The organism is Thermocladium sp. ECH_B, assembly GCA_001516585.1.
Lineage (GTDB): Archaea > Thermoproteota > Thermoprotei > Thermoproteales > Thermocladiaceae > Thermocladium.
The window spans coordinates 1-19,192 of record LOBW01000033.1; the positions used below are offsets into that span (position 1 = coordinate 1).

The 19,192-nt window shown below is 42.5% G+C and carries 18 protein-coding genes and 1 pseudogene; 7 read left to right on the forward strand and 12 right to left on the reverse strand.

Going from position 1 to position 19,192, the window contains the following annotated elements; genetic code table 11:
• The first annotated feature begins 398 nt into the window (after positions 1-398).
• Complete coding sequence (locus tag AT710_05315; GenBank protein ID KUO91886.1) at positions 399-1,385, forward strand: hypothetical protein; 987 nt, start codon at positions 399-401, stop codon at positions 1,383-1,385.
• 451 nt (positions 1,386-1,836) lie between these two features.
• Positions 1,837-2,445, forward strand: a complete 609-nt coding sequence (locus AT710_05320; protein ID KUO91901.1) for a hypothetical protein — start codon at positions 1,837-1,839, stop codon at positions 2,443-2,445.
• A gap of 20 nt (positions 2,446-2,465) precedes the next feature.
• Here the strand turns inward: AT710_05320 and AT710_05325 are convergent, their stop codons facing one another.
• From AT710_05325 to AT710_05360, 8 genes and pseudogenes are all read right to left on the reverse strand, one after another.
• Positions 2,466-3,410, reverse strand: a complete 945-nt coding sequence (locus AT710_05325) for a dipeptide/oligopeptide/nickel ABC transporter ATP-binding protein (GenBank protein ID KUO91887.1) — start codon at positions 3,408-3,410, stop codon at positions 2,466-2,468.
• On the reverse strand, positions 3,403-4,380 hold the full coding sequence (locus tag AT710_05330) for a peptide ABC transporter ATP-binding protein (protein KUO91902.1): 978 nt from the start codon (positions 4,378-4,380) through the stop codon (positions 3,403-3,405). Before AT710_05330 ends, AT710_05325 begins: the two co-directional genes overlap by 8 nt.
• A 10-nt stretch (positions 4,381-4,390) precedes the next feature.
• Complete coding sequence (locus AT710_05335) at positions 4,391-5,308, reverse strand: peptide ABC transporter permease (GenBank protein KUO91888.1); 918 nt, start codon at positions 5,306-5,308, stop codon at positions 4,391-4,393.
• A pseudogene (locus tag AT710_05340) lies at positions 5,308-6,361 on the reverse strand (peptide ABC transporter permease). The gene AT710_05335 and the pseudogene AT710_05340 overlap by 1 nt, the downstream one beginning before the upstream one ends.
• 107 nt (positions 6,362-6,468) lie before the next feature.
• A complete protein-coding gene (locus AT710_05345; GenBank protein ID KUO91889.1) occupies positions 6,469-8,625 on the reverse strand; it encodes a peptide ABC transporter permease in 2,157 nt (718 codons plus the stop codon).
• Positions 8,626-8,886: 261 nt separating this feature from the next.
• Positions 8,887-9,705, reverse strand: a complete 819-nt coding sequence (locus AT710_05350) for a hypothetical protein (GenBank protein ID KUO91903.1) — start codon at positions 9,703-9,705, stop codon at positions 8,887-8,889.
• A gap of 128 nt (positions 9,706-9,833) precedes the next feature.
• Positions 9,834-10,574 carry a hypothetical protein gene (locus AT710_05355; GenBank protein ID KUO91890.1) on the reverse strand — a complete coding sequence of 247 codons (741 nt, stop codon included), beginning with the start codon at positions 10,572-10,574 and terminating at the stop codon, positions 9,834-9,836.
• Positions 10,571-11,704 carry a hypothetical protein gene (locus tag AT710_05360; protein KUO91891.1) on the reverse strand — a complete coding sequence of 378 codons (1,134 nt, stop codon included), beginning with the start codon at positions 11,702-11,704 and terminating at the stop codon, positions 10,571-10,573. The genes AT710_05355 and AT710_05360 overlap by 4 nt, the downstream gene beginning before the upstream one ends.
• Positions 11,705-11,815: 111 nt before the next feature.
• On the opposite strand from AT710_05360, the gene AT710_05365 reads away from it, so the two are divergent.
• Positions 11,816-12,427, forward strand: a complete 612-nt coding sequence (locus AT710_05365) for a hypothetical protein (GenBank protein ID KUO91892.1) — start codon at positions 11,816-11,818, stop codon at positions 12,425-12,427.
• Positions 12,428-12,452: 25 nt separating this feature from the next.
• Here the strand turns inward: AT710_05365 and AT710_05370 are convergent, their stop codons facing one another.
• Positions 12,453-12,860, reverse strand: coding sequence for a hypothetical protein (locus AT710_05370; protein ID KUO91893.1), 408 nt, complete (start codon positions 12,858-12,860; stop codon positions 12,453-12,455).
• The gene (locus AT710_05375) at positions 12,844-13,305 is read right to left on the reverse strand and encodes a phosphatidylethanolamine-binding protein (protein KUO91894.1); all 462 of its coding nucleotides are present in this window, start codon (positions 13,303-13,305) and stop codon (positions 12,844-12,846) included. The genes AT710_05370 and AT710_05375 overlap by 17 nt, the downstream gene beginning before the upstream one ends.
• Before the next feature lie 121 nt (positions 13,306-13,426).
• Between AT710_05375 and AT710_05380 the strand changes: the two genes are divergently transcribed.
• The gene (locus tag AT710_05380; GenBank protein ID KUO91895.1) at positions 13,427-14,914 is read left to right on the forward strand and encodes a lysine--tRNA ligase; all 1,488 of its coding nucleotides are present in this window, start codon (positions 13,427-13,429) and stop codon (positions 14,912-14,914) included.
• A gap of 84 nt (positions 14,915-14,998) precedes the next feature.
• Here AT710_05380 and AT710_05385 read toward each other — a convergent pair whose 3' ends face one another.
• On the reverse strand, positions 14,999-15,598 hold the full coding sequence (locus AT710_05385) for a hypothetical protein (protein KUO91896.1): 600 nt from the start codon (positions 15,596-15,598) through the stop codon (positions 14,999-15,001).
• A gap of 163 nt (positions 15,599-15,761) precedes the next feature.
• On the opposite strand from AT710_05385, the gene AT710_05390 reads away from it, so the two are divergent.
• Positions 15,762-16,454 (forward strand): hypothetical protein, encoded by a 693-nt coding sequence (locus AT710_05390; protein ID KUO91897.1) that lies wholly within the window; start codon positions 15,762-15,764, stop codon positions 16,452-16,454.
• Positions 16,455-16,600: 146 nt separating this feature from the next.
• Positions 16,601-17,056: a hypothetical protein gene (locus AT710_05395; protein KUO91898.1), complete on the forward strand. Its 456-nt coding sequence runs from the start codon at positions 16,601-16,603 to the stop codon at positions 17,054-17,056.
• Positions 17,057-17,538: 482 nt separating this feature from the next.
• Here AT710_05395 and AT710_05400 read toward each other — a convergent pair whose 3' ends face one another.
• A complete protein-coding gene (locus tag AT710_05400) occupies positions 17,539-17,973 on the reverse strand; it encodes a 50S ribosomal protein L14 (GenBank protein ID KUO91899.1) in 435 nt (144 codons plus the stop codon).
• A gap of 421 nt (positions 17,974-18,394) precedes the next feature.
• On the opposite strand from AT710_05400, the gene AT710_05405 reads away from it, so the two are divergent.
• Positions 18,395-18,898: a hypothetical protein gene (locus AT710_05405; protein ID KUO91900.1), complete on the forward strand. Its 504-nt coding sequence runs from the start codon at positions 18,395-18,397 to the stop codon at positions 18,896-18,898.
• The last annotated feature ends 294 nt before the right edge of the window (positions 18,899-19,192 follow it).

Genomic DNA, 19,192 nt, shown 5'->3' on the forward strand with positions numbered 1-19,192 from the left:
TTCGTTTTATTAATATGCTTATCCATTTAATCCAGCTGGCATGGATTCATTGAATTAATTGGGCAGCCTTATCCACGGCCTCCACATTGCGCCTAATCACTTGAAAATTTTAGGCAGAACCGGTCAGGGATAAAATAGAGTATAAGGGTTTATCCTAACTAGACTACCTTAAATTTAGGCTAACCCGTAAAATACTTGTATCCAAGGAGAATAAGGGAGGATGGGAAGGGTCTGAATTGTGTGCCTTTGCTTGATGGGTTTCCAACCATGTGTGGGTGGGAGCCAGCTCACACATGGCCGGTGGCTTGCAAGGCGTTTCATGAATATATAAATTATTTATATTATGATTCATTATGCCGAATCAATAGATTTAATAAACTTGTTTTCCAAATAATTAAGTGGATACAGAGCGTATTCTCTTGGTTGCTCTGGTAATTGCATTGGCCGCCATGATAGTGTTGTACATNAATTTATATGCGGAAACACGGATAGCATATAATCAATTAAGTTACGAGTATTCCAGGCTTGAGTCGGCTTATGCATCGCTCTACTCAAGCTATACCCAAGTATCTATATCATTAAACACACTAAGCAATTTATATGCTGGATTTAATAGGACCTACCTTAACTTAACGAACAAACTAATGGTGGAGTCCGCTCAATTGAATTACTGCAGAGCCAACTTAACGCAATCACTCAATAATAATACTGTATTAGCTCAGGAAATCANTTCCTATAAGGAAACAGTGTCCTTACTAACCAATAGAAACGAGTCTCTCACCACTGAATTAAGCAACATAATAAGCGCAAATTCAGCCCTCAAACTGAATAATTCATTGCTTAGTCAGAAAATAAGTCAACTCAACAATACGCTTAACTCGCTTAACTCAAGCTATAACCAAATTAAGTACGAGTATAAAATCGCATCAACGTACATGGCCCTATATGGTAACCTCACCAATGGTGTATCATGCAACTTAACCCTAATACCACAAGCAAACAATGCAACGCTAATTGGAAGCGGCACCATTAGCCAAGCAACGCGTAATCAGATGCTTAACTGGGAGCAGACGCAGTCTCCACAAGTCTATGTTTTGCTGATAATTCCAAACCACGCAGGACCATTAATAGCATTTAATACGGTACTCAACATAGGCAATAATTCATGGAGCCTAGCCACCATAATTCCAACCAGTACGGCAAGCAATTCAGTTACGGTAACTAGCTCCATAAACGCCTATATAAAGACATTAACTATTCACTCCACGCTAGAAGAGGGATCAAAAAATTTGGCGGTAATAGTAATTGCACCAGGCAGCGGTGCATTATCATTGCTGAATGCGGCTGGGCTAGAATCACAAACCTGCATTCTATACGTTAAGTAACCACCCTTTAAGGGGCTGTGTAGGTTGGAGATGATCCATGATGAGACTTAGAGGAGTTTGGCATGGATGTGGCGGAGATGAGAGGGACATGATTCTAAGATTCGTTTCATATATGAGGAGACCCATGAGAATGGAAGTACTAGGTGGAAGCACTCCAGTGCGGGGAGAATTATCCCGAAAGGTACAGCAAATATCCCATACATACGCGGGTCTCTAAGGACTGTGGGGAAGCCAAGGTGGGGTTTCAGTGAATGATTTGAGGCATGGAGACAACATTTTTAAACTAACTTGCTCAATTCAATTAATGAATAGGCTGGGATTTGGGTTTGGCATGATATCTATAATCATAGCTATGCTCATAGTTCTAGATATTACAGAAACGCCGATTATCGATCCAGCACTGGACAAAGTAAATCCAGTGATTGCCCAGTATATCAATTATATGGCGATCATGATTAGGCTAGTTATTTTTGATGGGCCACTATATGTGCTGGAAAAAACCAGTTATATTGGCGCATTTATATTGATGACGATGGAATCAGCCTCGTTTCCAGTGCCAAGCGAATTGATATTACCATATGAGGGATACTTATCATTTCTGGGTTATATGAATCTGACCCTAGTGATATTGGTATCCACGGCAGCATCATTGCTTGGTTCACTCATTGATTATTGGATCGGTCGAATAGCCGGTCGACCGCTTGTACTTAGGATCGGCAAGTACTTGGGGATTAGGGAACAGGAATTAGCAAGGGCCGAGCATTGGTTCAACACTAGGGGTAAAATATCGATTTTAATAGCCAGATTTATTCCTGGCCTTAGATCAATAATATCAATACCGGCCGGGATAGCCAATATGGATATTCGAGAATTCATGCTCTATACATTCATTGGATCAATCATATGGATCACCAGTTTAACTGTAATGGGATACTATTTAGGCCAAAAATGGAGCCTGATAAGCAATGTTTTTAAGTTAGGCGATACATATATAATTATTGCAATCATCCTTGCTACGCTGGCAGTAATTATTATGCAAGTGAAAAAGACAAGGGCCTAACCTATAAGTATAAGCATTTCCTACTTGTTATATAGCCAGCAAGCCACTTTCCGTCCCTCATAATCTATTAAGGGCGGTTCCTTCTTTGAGCATATATCCATGGCAAATGGACACCTTGGATTGAATCTACAGCCCGGCGGCGGATCAATTAGGCTCGGAACCTCGCCGGAGGGCGGCTTTAAGTCCTTCTCGCTCATCTTAGGTATTGACGACATCAATGATTGGGTATATGGATGGGCGGGCTTCCTGAATACTTTCTCTTTCTCTCCATACTCAACTATCTTGCCGGCATACATTATTGCAACCCTATCAGCCACATAATAAGCCACAGCCATGTTATGAGTTATGAATAGGTATGTGAGGCCCAATTTGCTCTTTATGTCAAGCAATAAATTAAGCACCTGGGCTTGAAGCGATGCATCCAATGCTGAGGTTGGCTCATCCAAAACAATGAACTTAGCGTTCTTAACTATTGCCCGAGCGATTGCAACCCTCTGGACTTGTCCGCCAGATAATTCCCGCGGTCTCTTGCGTGCGTGTTCTTTATAATTTAATCCAACTAGCTCCATGGTCTCGGCAACCCTCTTATCGTCTATATGGCCTAATGGTTCAGAGATTATCTCTCTCACGCTAAGCCTGGGATTTAGTGAGCTATAGGGATTCTGAAAAACCATTGCGACATTGTCCCGCACGAAATTGATTGTCGAATTATTTACCTCCTTGCCCATGAAGTAAAACTTGCCGCTATCCACTGGCTCTAAAGTGACTAATAACTTGCCCAGCGTCGTTTTCCCGCTTCCGCTCTCCCCTATGAGGCCCATGACCTCGCTCTCCCTAATTTCTAGGGACACATCATCAACCGCCCTAACATATACGGGCTTCCTGCCTGCAAGCCTATCCAGTATCCCTATCTTATACGCTAGGTAATACTTCTTAACGTTCTCTATTTTTATTAAGTCACTCATATAGCCAGCACCTCACCATTCTCCTTGAATCAGTTTTAATCAGTTGCGGCTCCTGGCTCTTGCAAATATCCTTCACAAATGGACACCTAGGGTTGAATTTGCAGCCGCTTGGTAAATTCATGAAGGATGGCGGTTGGCCCGGTATTGATTCTAACCTCACGTCGGGAGTAGTGAACTTAGACATGTCGGGGACTCCAGCTATTAATTTCTGCGTATATGGATGCATGGGCTCCTTAACTACGGAATCAACTTCGCCATCCTCCATTATCCTGCCGGCATAAAGTACAACTAGTCTCGTGGAGATGACATATGCTAGGCTAATATCGTGCGTTATGAATAGTATGGCAGTATTTAATTCCTTGTTGAGGTCCTTAAATAGATTAACTACCTGGGCTTGAATTGTTACATCAAGTGCAGATGTCGGTTCATCAGCTATCAAGACCTTAGGCTTAAGTATGAGCGCCATGGCCAGCACCACCCTCTGTATCTGTCCCCCGGATAATTGATGGGGATACTTCCTCATTATTACCTCGGGATCAGGAAACCTCAGCTCCTTTAGCGCATTAATGGAGGCATCATACCCCCTATCCTCGTTCCATGCCTCGCCATCTCGCTGCATGCGTATGCGCGCGGCTTCAAGCAATTGGTAACCAACTGTCTTAACAGGGTTAAGGCTAGTGAATGGATTCTGAAGAATCATGAATACAGTTGTCCCCCTATACTTAGTGATGGCGTTCTCGCTGAGGGAAAGCATGTCAACCCCATCTATATGCACCGAGCCTGATACTATTGCGCTTGGCGGTAGAAGCCTAGTTATTGTGTGACCCAGAGTTGATTTCCCGCTTCCGCTCTCCCCAACTATGCCAACTATCTCATCTTTATCTATATCGAGATTAACATCGCTGAGCACATTTAGTTTTCCGAAGATAGTCTTATACCCAACATTAAGATCACGGATCTTCAGAAGCATATCATCACCCTTAATATGCACCTCTCCCNCCTATTATGTCCTGTAACCTATCTCCAAGCAAAACAAAGCCCAGCGCTATCACTAATACCGCTAAGCTGGGATATATCGCCCACCACCAATATCTTGGGAAGCCATAGGAAACGCCATCAGAAGCCATTTCGCCCAATATAGGGGTGCCTGGCTGGAGGCCTACTCCTATGAAGTTAAGTATGGAGGCGGTTAATATGACATTGCCGAAATCAAGCATGGCGTACGCTATTATCGGGTCAACTGTATTTATGAACAGGTACTTCGTGAATAACTTTAACGGAGATACCCTATATAATTGGGCAGCTGCTATGAAATCCATGGATTTGACTCGAAGAGTCTCAGCTCTAAATAATCTAGCATATATTGGCCACCAAATTATGATGAATGCATATATCATTCCTATGAAGCTTGCATGAAGTAATACGGCCACAACTATTGCAAGCACTATGGCTGGTACTGATAAAAATGCATCTGTAACTCTCATCAATACCTCATCCCACCAACCGCCGAAGTAGCCGGCGGCTATTCCAAGCAATGAACCAATTAATATGGCCGATAATACTACCACAAATGCGGGATAAGCTGCACTATATGGTATTGAATATAATATCCTGGACCATATATCCTGGCCATCTGCATTTGTTCCCATTATGTATTTCCAAGATGGCGGCAAAAGAGATGTGGTCTGAGATATGCTAAGTGGATTATGGGGCAGTAGGAGAATTGCAAGGCGTGGATCATGCATCTCAGCAGCAAGTATTTCAAGTGATCCCTGAATAATAGCCCATATAACGAATGCGGAAACTATCACTAATCCCAGCAAACCAGCTGGGTCTCTAGCTATTAGGCGGATCCATCCAAGTATGTCGATTTGTTTCTCGGTTGACTGTTGCTCCATCATGTGATCCTCACCCTCGGATCTAAAACTCCATACAGTATATCTGCTATGAAGTTAGCCACGATAACCGAGACTCCTACAAAAAACGTTATATCATATATCATTAATGGATCAACGCTAGTTATTGCAACGGTTGTTATATAGCCCATGCCATGATATGCATATACATCCTCTGCAACAAATGCTCCAGACCAAGATAGTGCAAATGCAAGAACCATTAGCGTCACAAGCGGTATCATTGCGTTGCGGAGACCTATGCCATACACCACTCTTCTCTTGGATAAACCCTTTGCGTATCCTAATCTAACATAATCGCTATCCAACACATCAAGCATAGTATTTCTAGCCATCCTTGTATATATACCGAAGCTATACAACGCTACAGCAAGCATGGGCAGTATCATATGTTCCAAGTAACTAATGAAGTATGGCCAATCCGATTCTATTAATGAATCAATTAACGGAACACCGGTTATTGGCTTAGGAGCCGGCAATAATTCATTAACGTAACCGGAAGCCGGCAATCCAATAGCTCCATGTGTAATGCCCGGCAGCCAGAATGCGAATATGAGCAATAACAATAATGCAATGAAGTACGGCGGTGATGACCAAGTAAATATATAGAAGGCACGAGTTAAGTAATCTGGTACCTTATTCCTGTTGCCGGCAGCCACTGCCCCCAGTGTCATTCCTATTATGACGGTCAGTATAACGGCGGGTATAGTGAATGATAACGTAATGGGCAAGTAATGCATTATTATTGTTGCCTCTGGTTCCTTGTATATCGGATCATACCCAAGATTGCCTGTGAATATATCATATAGATAATTAAAGAACTGAATATAAAGTGGCGCATTTAAGTTGTATTGCTTAACTATGGCTTCTAACTGAGCCATGGTAGGCCTGGGGCCGGCATAAAGGCGTGCAAGTGCCAAGGGGGTTTCTATAGATCGCGTGAACCATTACAAACATAAGCAATATTAACAATATTAATGTTACAAATGCATTTATTATCCTGCGCAGCAGGAATACCAAAAACCCAGAGCCAGCCATATAAACGCACCAATGGCAATATTATTTAAATTTTATGTATTTCTATAATAAATCAATAAATATTGGGAAAATAAGTATTTTTGAAAATAGATATATTTCTTAGATCATTAATTAAGTACCTTAGTCACTTGGGTTCCGTTGGAGTACGTAATTATATTTATCGTGACTGGCTGGTAATACATGGTATTGTAGAAGTAATCATCCCACGTCCAAGTAATGCCCTTCAGATATGGCTGTGTAAAGAGGTAGTACTCAGGCCACGGTAACCAGTAATATGGAGCCTCATTATATGTAATGTTATAGATCTCAGCAACCATTTGCTCCTGCTCTTGTGCATTCGTGATAAATGGCGCAGTGGCAGTCAAGTTATTGACGACTGAATTATTGAACCAAGCCATATTGCCGGAAATACCGCCATTAGCCACATTGAGTATGGAGTACATTAATTGATAAATCGGGTCAGGCCAATCTGGCACCCAACCCAGCGAAACCATTCTAGCAGTAGTACTTGGCGCCGTCCATTGATCGGTCTCCGCGGTAGTTGCATAGCTTATCGTAGTTGGTATTCCTATCTGGTTCAGATCTTGACTGATTATGGTTAATTGTTCTTCAGCAAGGGGAGTGACCGGCGGAATTACTGTTATCGGTATTGTAGGCAGCCTTTGCCCATTGGGGTTACCTATTTCAGTTCCATTAGGTAATACGGTATAGAAGTCTCCCTGCCAACCGGACTTATTTAAGTACTCAATGGCTAGATTAGGTGAATAAGTATAATTGGGCAAATTATCTGGATCATAGAATCCAAGAGGCGCATATTGTGGATTAGATGGACCAAGATATTCTTCGGCCAGCAACTTATGCAGCAGTGGTGAATAATAGGTATAAAGTAATGCAGTCGAGTTTATAGCATGTACTACAGCCAACCTAAAGTCAGTTATATTAGTTGGCCATCTTGCGTTATTCATAGATATATAGAGGACGCCGGCCGGCATGTAGCCGAAGAAGGATATTATATCTTGCGGAGCCAAGTACTTTGAATACTCATATCCATCATACATTTGCCCAAAGAATTGCGGAGACACCGTTGATATCTGTGCGTCATTGGAATCAAATAAACTAACCCTATCCGTGTGAGATAAAGCTATCTCCTCCTCTATTATCGGTATGTGAGCCGGCTGATCCAATACAGGTAAAGTGCCGTTTGGATAATTATTGCCCCAATAATTGGGATTGGCCTTTAGTATGATCTCCGTGAATTCACCTGGAGTTCCAACAACCTTATATATCTCGTATGGTCCAGTTCCAGGCAAACCATATTGATCAGTATAACTATTGGTTGTCATTGGCTGTACACCGCCGTGTGCATCAACATAGCCCGGCGGGACCACGGAACCCCACCAAGCAGCCAAATCGAGCAGGAATAACCTATAGGGGTGAAGCAGATTTATTTGAACTGTATAAGGACCTAGAACAACANCTCCCTGGTTGGGGTAACTCATTAATTTCTGAATTGTGGAATTATGAACATTAAAGTTGCTTAACACATTAGCCAATGCATTTGCACATAGGGATGCATTGTTTAAATAGGCTGTATTTCCAGTAACGTTAGACAAAGCATTGCATGCACCCCATGGTATAGTATAACCAGTTGCTATGAATTGCTTTGCGCTGAAGAGCAATCTAAGGTAATTCGATATGCCGACACCTTGCCCCATTACTATTGTACGGTATAGGCTGAACCAAACCACGGTTGCATTGAATGCTTCGCCATCAGAGAAGTAAACGCCCTTCCTAAGCGTGAACGTATAGGTTTTGTAATTCGGGCTTATTGTCCAGTTTGTGGCAAGGCTTGGCTCCACTTGGAAGTAATTATTGGGATTCCAAGTCACTAATCCCTGATATACGGAATTAAATGTACTCGTGTCAACCGTATAGAAGCCGGTTGCTGGATCTAATGCATCCGGCGAGAAAGTCAACGATATATCGATCAATTCGCTGGAGTTAGGGGGAGCTATTGTTATCGTCTTATTGGAGACCACAGTTACAGAAGTTACTGGAGNCGTTGTAGAGGTAGTAGTTGAAGTTGTTACTGGAGTCGTGGTGGAAGTAGTAGTCACAGGAGTCGGCGAGGTGGTGGTTGGGGTAGTTACCGTGGATGGATGATAAGTAGCCATTACTGCACCAACTATAACTACTACCACTATTACTATTATTGCAGTTAGTACTGTTTTTGATATTCCACGGTTTTTAGATAAACCGCGCATAACGAATAGCGATAGTTATCCCTTAAAAATTTTTTCTCACCTAGGACTAATTAAATGTAGAACTATCTATATTTGTAGTAATAAAAATAAAATGTATTTATATATAATTAATTCCAGTTCCATAATGGTAATTGCCAATATGATTCTTTTAAATTTAATTGAACATAAAACGCGGATATGTTGATAAAACAAACGACAAACCCCGCCCCTTCCAAGGGCAGGGAGTAGGTCAGCAATTATTACATTTTCAATTAGTGCAAACTAAGCGACCTCTATTGTGCCTCCCGGCAAATCCATGCTATGGGCAAGCCTATAAAGCAATTCATGGGCCCTGATCCCATCATCGCCCATATCAAGGGTTCTTTGATTTACATACATCTTAACGAATTCCCCTATTCTTCTCCCGGTTCTAGAGAACTTGGATGCATAATTAATTGCCTCTTCATCATGGTTCCATGCATACCTAATGCTTTCCTGTATGGCCTTCCTTATGTTGATCGCTGCACTCCTTCCAAGCCTCTTATTAACGACATCCACACCTAGAGGCATGGGAAGGCCATTAGATATTCTCTTCCACCACTGCCATAAGTCGAATATATTTAATAGACCCATGTCGCTATATGTTAATTGCGCATCGTGAATCAACAATCCGGCATCGACCTCTTCATTCAGCACCATATCAATTATCTTATCGAACCTCACGAAAATCTCGGAGTAGTTACCGCCAGTGGCTAGCTTAAGTAGTAGCCTAGCAGTGGTGTACTCCCCTGGAACAGCTATTTTTATTCCGCTTAATTGCATCCTTCTCTTGGCAACAACCATAGGACCATATCCCTCCCCCATGCTTACGCCGGTCCTCAATAAGTAGTATCTATCCATAACATATGCATACGCATGAGCGCTCAGCGCAGTTACATCAACATTCCAGCCTCCTATCCCTTTCTTATTTAGGGTCTCTATATCCTCAACTATCTGCTCCACCTCATCGAATCCAGGCACAGAAACAGCGCCGCTCACTAATCCATAAAACATGTAGGCATCATCTGGATCCGGGGTATGGGCAATGACTAATTTAGCCATATTAATCACTAAATCGACCCCCATATCAAATATTTAAAGTATTTCCACCATCCCGCCATAAATGGCGAGGTTTTCCCCGTGTGTATAATCCAACATTGCCCCAACATTAATGAAATACTATTTAATCCCTAATTCCTTGTTAGCCCATGAATGGCAATGCCATCACTTAGCAAATTCATGGCTGTACTTAATAACCTCTCATCATATTTTAACTTAATTATCGACTCATGGTACCTCCTGGACTCCTCAATGCTTAAACCAGTTACTCTGGCTGTCTCAATCGCATCATACGGATCAAATCTAGGTTCAATATGGTCCAGGCTAATGCTTTCAGCCTTGCTTGGCAATGCACCTGTTGCGGCATATACCGGACTTATGCCAAGACTATTCTTGACCAATGCACCTACATCTATAACTATGTTAAAGAAGCGACGCGCCCTCAGTGCTTCATCGCCTAAAACCAATGCGCATGGGGCAATTGATAAGAGATCAGATGCACGCGGGCTTGAACCTACCATGAACTTGACCTCGAGGCCTAGCTTCCTAATTGCAATTAATAAGTATGTAATTGCCGATCGGCTCTCCGGCGAAGCCACCACCGATCTGCATTCATGTAGATTGAGCCTCTCATGCGATACCACTAATACGCTCATGGTCTCATCATGGCTGTATACCATAGGGCCCGGCACAGGCATTAATTCCCCATCTATCAACATACGTATTGGCACTAATCCAGCATCTGCCTCTCCTCTCCTTATCATAGAGTAGGCATCAGGCGGTAGCGCGGTGAGTATAGTTATTCCAGCGTCGCGAAGACTTCTTATTAGGGGAGCAGCGTATCTATATGGGGGCACCACATATATCGTCACAATGCATCGCCAATGGGCGTATATTGCTCATAAACTGTATCCCGCTCATAGGGATCCCAACCAGCACTTTTAAGCATATAGATTAATTCCCCAGCCCTCTTGCCTGCGGCTTCCTTGCCGCTTGCCGCCGATATAACTGCCTCGTTATAAAATGTTCCACCTAGATCATTTGCACCGTGGGCCAACGCTGCCTGGGCTAATTTATCGCCCATAGACACCCAATACGCAACTATATTATCAACTAATCCAAGCATGGCTAGGCGGGAAGCAGCTATTATCCTTAGATCATATTGGCCATCCAGCCTAGCCTTTCCATTAATTATTCTACCCAGCGGCGTATTGCCTGGATTAAATCTAACAGGTATAAAGGATACAAGTCCAGGGGCCCGCCTCTGGAGCTCAATTAATTTAGCTATATGCCTCGCCACATGTATTGGCTCCTCTATATGTCCATACATCATTATGGAATTGGTTTTTATGCCTAACCTATGGGCCTCTTCCTGAACCGATAAGTAATCCTCTGGACTAGCCTTCAGGGGCGCAATGCGTTTCTGTATATCGATATCCAGGATCTCGGTTCCACCGCCCGGCATTGCATCCAGCCCTAATTCCTTAAATCTCTCCAGCACCTCCCTTACGCTATTGCCCGTTGTTTTCGAAATAAACCATATTTCCTCGGCAGTGAATGCCTTTAGACTTATATTAGGCGCAGCCTGTTTAATGCTTCTTATTAGCTCCTCATAATAACTGAATTCGAGGTCGGGATTATTGCCCCCAACCATGTGAACCTCCTTGATCCCCATTTCCCTCCAAGCCCTCTCCACAATTAAAGCCAACCGCCGCGGCTCCAATACATAACCACGTTCGCTTCCCGGCCTAGCATAGAAGGCACAAAACGTGCAATTAGTTACACAGATATTCGTATATGTTAAATAAATGTTCCTGATGAAACTTCCCCTATTCGCTTTAACTAATCGCGCGAAGTAATCGGCTGCAGCCGCCAATGCATGAAAAGGCGACTGAATTAAATCAGCTATTTCATTCACCGATAATTTATCGCCATGAATGGCCTTCTCAAGAGGCTTGCTTTCCCCACTTAATTCCTCTAACCAATGAGGGGGATTAAACATGGGGCTGCCAGTTAATCTGCATTTAAATATTTATACTACAGCATCTGTATGGCGTTTAATGAGGGGAAAAATAGACGATAGTTTATTATTTGTTTTCTGTGGACGTAATGCATGGTCTGGTTAATAGTTAAACTACGCTTGCCTAAGGCGAATTTAATTAACTTGATCAATATAATATCAAGGGACTCAGTGCTTCTTCAAATAATACGGAGAGGAAGCGCAGCGNTAATAGAGGTGGAAGGAAGCATCAGCGAGGAATCATTAAATGAAGCAATGAAGTTACCGGAGATAGAGTTAATTAGGTCGATTCCATTAATGAATATGGATATCATAGCGCTAATTAGGAAGAATTTAATTGCATCGTTTACACGGAGAGTAAATGATTTATACTCAAGGTACTCGCTCTTCAGGTTTGGGTTTGATTATGCCGCGTCGATATTGAATGATGCATCGATAATTAATGGGGGNCACTATGTTGTTTCTCTAGTAATGGATATGGCGAACGCCATGGGCTACTTCAACGATTATAATGCAACGCCCGATTACTCTAGGATCCAGGTCACTGATCCATTTGATTCGGATGCTAACTCGCAATTCCTCTTGGGCTTCATAAATGGCATATTGAACTACTCATTCGGTAAGGCATTCGCTGTGGAGGTTAATAGAATAAGTGATAATAAGTTTCTCTTCTCATCGATTGAACTGACCTCCTCCCCGCCCTGAAGGGCGAGGTTTGTCGTTCGTTTTATCAGCCCAAATAATTCACGTTAGGCCTCAAACCAAGACTAGCGAATGCGTTTACCACATCATCTNCCTCACCCATGAATAAATGGGAAGGGCAATCATCATCCGTGGAACCGAATCCCCGTATATACTTATTGGTAGATGCCAAGATACATGCTGCTTCATGTTCCATGCGGGGATCCTCGGTTAATGCAGTCACTATGGCTATGGGTCTGGCAATCATTAATAGGTAATCTATGTGCCAATGTGGTTTTCGAATGGGTTTCATGTATCTGCTCAACCTGTTTTCCAGTCCATTCATGGCGCGACCTATATATGCATAATTACCTGGCTCTAACTCGTGGTGAAGTACAATTGATTTGTTAATTAGACTAACTATAAGCCCGTAAACTCCCTTATTTTTTCCTGCCATACCTACCCATTAGTTCTACGGTTTCAATTATATGATTATTCATGGCGGTTTTCACATCATCTACTCTTGCGCCTCCCTTAAGGTCTAGAACAGCATCAAGTGCGTAAAGCCTTATGAAATACCTATGAGGTTGATGAGTCCTTGGGGGACAAGGTCCACCATAGCCGACTTCCCCGAAATCATTGATGCCCTGGAGACCTTGAGGAGTTTCTTTTTGTTTTGGTACTCCTTCCGGCAACGATGTTATGGTGGGAGGAATATTATATAGAACCCAATGAGTGAATGTCCCCATTGGTGCATCCGGGTCATCCATTATCACCACAAATGATTTAGGTTGGCTCCTGGGTTTGCTCCATGTTAACGGTATGGATATGTCCTCTCCATCACAGGTATATTTAACTGGTATTAAATCGCCAGGCTTAAATGCTTGACTTGATAATTCCATGCATCTCATAATTCTTGAATAATTATTAAACTAATCGGTCTAGAGAAAATATTATTTGCCTTCCCTAATTAATTGCCTTGGCCCTGCTAAAGCTTTAAATGCTGAGGCTCATTGCTGAGCAGTGTCAGCTCCACAATGGAATCAGGAAAGGCTTCAAGTACTTAAGTTGCTTAGGGATGCGGGTATTGATCCATACCCACATAAGTATGAGGTAACTCATACAATACATGAGGTGCGGGAACTGGGCGCCGCTCATCCTTTTAATGGCCCCACAAGGGAAATGAATATAATAGCATCAAACATCAGCACGGCCGGTAGGATAGCTAATATTAGGCCTCATGGTAAGGCAACATTCGTGGATATATTTGATGAGGGGGAAAGACTTCAATTATATCTAAGAATCAACGAGTTGGGCGATAAGTATGACTTATTCCTTAAGTACATAGATAGAGGCGACATAATCGGAGTTAAGGGCAATTTATTCTATACGATGAAGGGCGAGCTCACCCTACTAGTGCTTGACTACAAGTTACTAGCCAAGGCTCTTTTGGATCCGCCCGACTGGTCCAGCTATACAACAGAGTGGCGATACTCCCATAGGTACTTGGATTTCCTATACAATGCATCTGCCCGTAGGTCCATGTATATAAGATTCAAGGCTACCCAGGAGCTCAGGGAGTTCCTTTATTCCAAGGGATTCATGGAGGTGGAGACCCCAGTCATTCAACCGGTTTACGGCGGTGCATTAGCAAAACCGTTTAAGACCCACGTAAATGCCTTGGATGAGGATTGGTACCTCAGAATCAGCTTAGAGCTTTACTTGAAGAGATTCATAANAGGTGGATTTAATAAGGTATTTGAGATAGGTAAGGTATTTAGAAACGAGGATATAGATGTAACACATAATCCCGAGTACACATTAATGGAGCTTTATTGGGCTTACGCCGACTATAATGATTTAATGAGGTTAACGGAGGACATGATAAGNCATGTATCGACAAAAATCCTTAATTCGAATCGCGTGAAGTATCAATCAATGGAAATATCGTTAGAACCCCCATTTAGGCGAGTAACTATGAATGATGCTCTCAGCGAGGTTCTTGGGACGAGAGTTGACGACATGAGCGATCAAGACCTGAAGAGCTTAATGGATAAGCATGGATTGGTTCCGAGGGGGGGAGAATACATTAGGGGATTAATGATAGAGAAGCTATTCGATAAACTAGTGACCCCTAACCTGATTCAGCCGACCTTCGTTATAGATTATCCACTGGAAACAACGCCTCTCTGTAAGCCTCATCGCTCAAAGCCGGGCCTCATAGAGCGATTCGAGCTTTATATAGCCGGCATGGAGTTGGCTAATGCGTATACTGAACTTAATGACCCGGTTCTCCAACATAAGTTATTCGAAGAAGAGCAACGAAGATTCCAGAAGGGAGATGAAGAGGCACATCCCTATGATTTTGACTTCATTACGGCAATGAGTTACGGCATGCCGCCTACCGGGGGGTTAGGGCTGGGAATAGATAGATTAATTATTATACTAACTGGTAATAGCTCAATAAAGGAAGTAATACCATTCCCAATGATTAAGAAAAACAGTCAATAAAGCCAGAATTAATGTGAATTTCAAATCATTATTAGAGAAAATGTCAAGGATTTTATCTATTATGGGGGAATAAAAATCATGATTCTAGCGGCAATTGCTTGAGAGGAATTGCCTTATTGCATTATTTATCTCGCCTAAGTGCTGCGNGCGAGGTGTGTGAGTCATTCCATTAACTATTACCTTAACCAACTTGGTGGTCCTTGCCTCTAATGCTTTTAATTNATTGTGAGGAACCACGTCATCGGCGGTGCCCCATATATATAGTATGGGCGGCGTCGATTCATTAATGTGATTTATCGGGGATGTCTCAATGAAGTACTCGTCTCGTGGGTACTTCCTGCGCAGTTCCTCATATATTGATCGACGCAGTGTTCCCTCAGCCCCCTCCTCTAAATACTTCAATTGAAGTAATCTATCAACTGGAGCTGATACAACAATAGAGCACTTAACATTATTGGGGAATCTAGTGGCGAGCAGTAAGGCGACTGTTCCACCCATTGAGTGGCCAGCCGTTATCACTGGGTCCCGTTCCGATTTTATTATTTTAGAACCGATTTCTAATCCATCCTCANCCTCCATTATGGGTGGCGCAATTACCTCTAATCCAGCCTCCTTAAATGGCCTAGTTAACCAGTTTATTTTTTCTGGACTGCTGCCGCGACCATGAAAAACCAAAGCCTTCATAGCATATCTCGCGCCTTGAATAAATATAAATATAATCCGAATATTTTTCATGGTTCACAAGCCAAGGAATGTCTTGCCCTTTAGATACGAGAATGAAGTTGAAGTAAACTAATCCACCTAATGGGGTTTTCTGGTAAGAGAAATGTAATATTTATATTTCTCTATGGATTTATTCCTCGTGTATCCATTGCTTAGAGATGTAGTAAGGGTTAGTGATTCTTCAATAAAGGAAGTTATGGATGAGTATGTGAAGTCGGTAATTCTATTCTTCAGCGATAATATAGTTGTAATTCCACGCCAGAGCATTAATGCATCCCCAAGCATGGTTTCTTCATATAATTTTTGCCCATATAAGGCATGGATTGAACATAGGTATGGAATAATGATAACTAGGCTGGATTGGATTCGTAGAATAGCATTCGGAGAAATCGCGCATAAGCAGTACCAGGACTACCTAAAATCAACGCTTGGAAAAACAGTGATCTCCGAAATGAAGATAGAGGACGATGATGTAGTGGGTAAGCCCGATATAGTGGTATATAACGATGATGATACGATAGACATACTTGAATTGAAGACGGGAAAGCCGCATTCTGCACATGAGATACAGGTATTAACATATGTGGGATTACTAGATGAGCGGGTAAATGATGCGGAAATAATATATATGAATTCGAGGACCCAAGTTAATGCTAGTCCAGAACGGATAAGTAATGCAATAAAGCAAGTAAAGCAAGTAAAGAACATGCTCTCATCAGCCACGCCCCCTCAGAAGGATTGTGGGAATTGCCCCCTCAAAGGTATTTGTAAAATAATTTATGAATCACCAATAATTAGAGGCATGCTTCCACGATAATTATAATTAGCACTGCTTCAGTGATATGCTCGCTTTTATTGATCGAGATCTTCTGCATCCCTTCTAATCAAATCAAGCAGCACAATAGGTAAAAGATTTTATATGATTTAATGATAAAAATTTAAAGGGTAATTTGTAATATTGTTATGGATTCGAAGGATTTAATTGCGTCGATTTTTGGCGTAATACTTTTAATAATTGTGGCAATTGGGGCATCTAAGTTGATAGGCGATAATCCAATTTCGATAATCATAATAATTGCCGTAATTGAAGTGATGTTTGGATTAATGATTGGGTATCTCCTGCTTGGCAGATTGGCTGGGCTTAGCACTAGGATCAAGGAATTAACTCTAAAGTACAGACTGTTGATTGGANATGGGCTCTTCCTTGGACATTCTAATAAGGAATTAATGAGCGACTTAACATTGATAGACTATTTTATGAAGCATTATTATAATGGACTTCAATATAAACTTGAATTAAATGGCAATGACGCTATTCTATATGCCAGCCTAGATGTGGACGCAGGCATGAGATTAATCAATTCGCTAAACAATGAATTATCTGTAATTAGAATAANCGAGTACAAAAAGATTGGGTGAGCTGATTCCCTTGCTAGAAGGAGCTTTGACTCTTTTTATCCATGATATTATTGTACTTCTGATCCCCCGCCTTGAGCGGTGATTGTTTCTTGAGATCTCGAATGTTATTCCCTTATTGAGTTGCTGAGGCTCCTCCAGCAAGTGTTTAACATCAGCTGTAATACCAATCCTCACTTAATCAGAGGTCTGGTGTTCATCACGAAAGTAAAACGTTTTTCTATATTTAAATATTGGAGCTAATGCATTGGTATTCTGGAATTAGGTTGAACCTTAAGCTTTTTCCAGCTATTTTTAGCGATATGTAGGTATTAGCGGTATTGGAATCTCATCATAGAAGCTCTTGGAAAACCCCATGGAATCGCACTCAACAATTGTGGGGATCCTTCCTTTCCTTGATTAGAAGGCAAGGATTGCGATTATTTATCAGCGTTCAAATCCCTCAGTCATAGATCAGTTCGTGTTCTGTCATCACTTTAAATTTATTAAATAACGAGGGCCGCCAGTGACGCTATTTGAGGCCAGCGTTGTGCAGCCTCCATTGCTATTGGACCATGAATCTCAGTGCCCTTTGGTTGGCCCTCCTCGCTCACTATGACTACTGCATTATCGTCAAAGGCCACCCACGTGCCGTCATGCCGCCTAAACGGCCTTCTTTGCCTAACCACTATTGCCCTCAGTTTTTGTTTCCTTACCTCCGGCTTCCCCTCCACTACGCTGACCACAATCATATCGCCCACGCCAGCGTTGTGTATCTTCCTGTGAACTCCATGAGACCTATTTCCTATAACGCTTATCACCCTAGCTATCTTGGCGCCGCTATTATCAACTACAGTAACCAGGCTATTAGCGAATACCCCTGGAGTAATATGATATCTATATGACACTCCAACTGTCTTCGGGCCTCCTCTCTTAGCCATGGCACTCCCTATTTTATGCCTTTTTAAAATTTACCAAAATGGGGGTTAAGGGGGCGGAAAGCCTCGCCCCATCAGGGCCGGGGATGGATAACCCCCTTATAGAAAACTTTTTTTAAGCCTAAACACCTCTCTTCAGGATGCCCTCCCCCGGTCAATTCCTTGAATGAGGAGCGGAGGCCGATTCCCCCCGCAATACCGGGAGAAGGCACCAAAGAAATTAAAACAATAATAGGAGGACTAATGTGGTTCGCCTCCTACCAAACGGCTTCCAAGAAAGGAAGCTGAGGAGGCTAGCCGACACCTCCGCCAAACTCTTCAATGAGGTTAACTACGAGAGGAGGCAACAATTCTTCCACGGAGGAAAAGTGGACCTAAAGGGGACGTATGAAGTATTATGGGAAGTATAGGGGTGAGTTGGGTGATGAATCTAGAGGAGTATGAGGCGTATTATGAGCTTAATAGGGAGAGGAGGAGACTATTCAAGAAACTAACCAGGAGACTTCTCCACCTGTATAGGAATTTTGCTTCCCACTTGCTTAAGACACTTCACGAACTAGGCGTCTCAACGATCTACTTGGGGTATCCCTTCAACATTGCTCAGGATAAGGGTAATAAGTTCACCGTGAACTTGTGGTCTTATCGAGAGTTGATGAATACCATAGAGTTGAAGGCTCAAGAATACGGTATTCGTGTGTTTGAGGTCATTGAGTATAATACTTCACGTATCTGTGCTTATCATGGTGTTGAGGTTGTGAGGGGGCCGAGGGGAGTAGTTAATTGCCCTAAGGGGCATAAATTGCATAGTGACTTGAATGGTGCATTGAATATCTTGAAGAAGGCTACAGGTATAGTAGTTTCAAGAGTGAGGAAGCCTCTCTCCTTTATTGTGGATCATAATCGAGTAGCGCCCATTAATGGGGCGTAACCCTCTAGACCTCGGGGAACCCTCGCCCTCAAGGCGGGGAGGAGGCCAGAATACTGCTAGCCGCTGCTCACTATGCCGGGAAACCCATGCTAGCCAAGGCAGCAGGCGCCATATCGTTCATTGATGGCTGGGTATTCTTCATAATGGCCTACGCCGGCGCAGTGGGATTAGCGCTGCCGTAGCAGGCACAATCATTAACAAAAATAAATCAAATACCTTTTGCCAAATATTTAATTGTCCTCCACCGATCAATGTAATGTGAGGGATAACCAAGGCACGGCGAGGTACTTGATC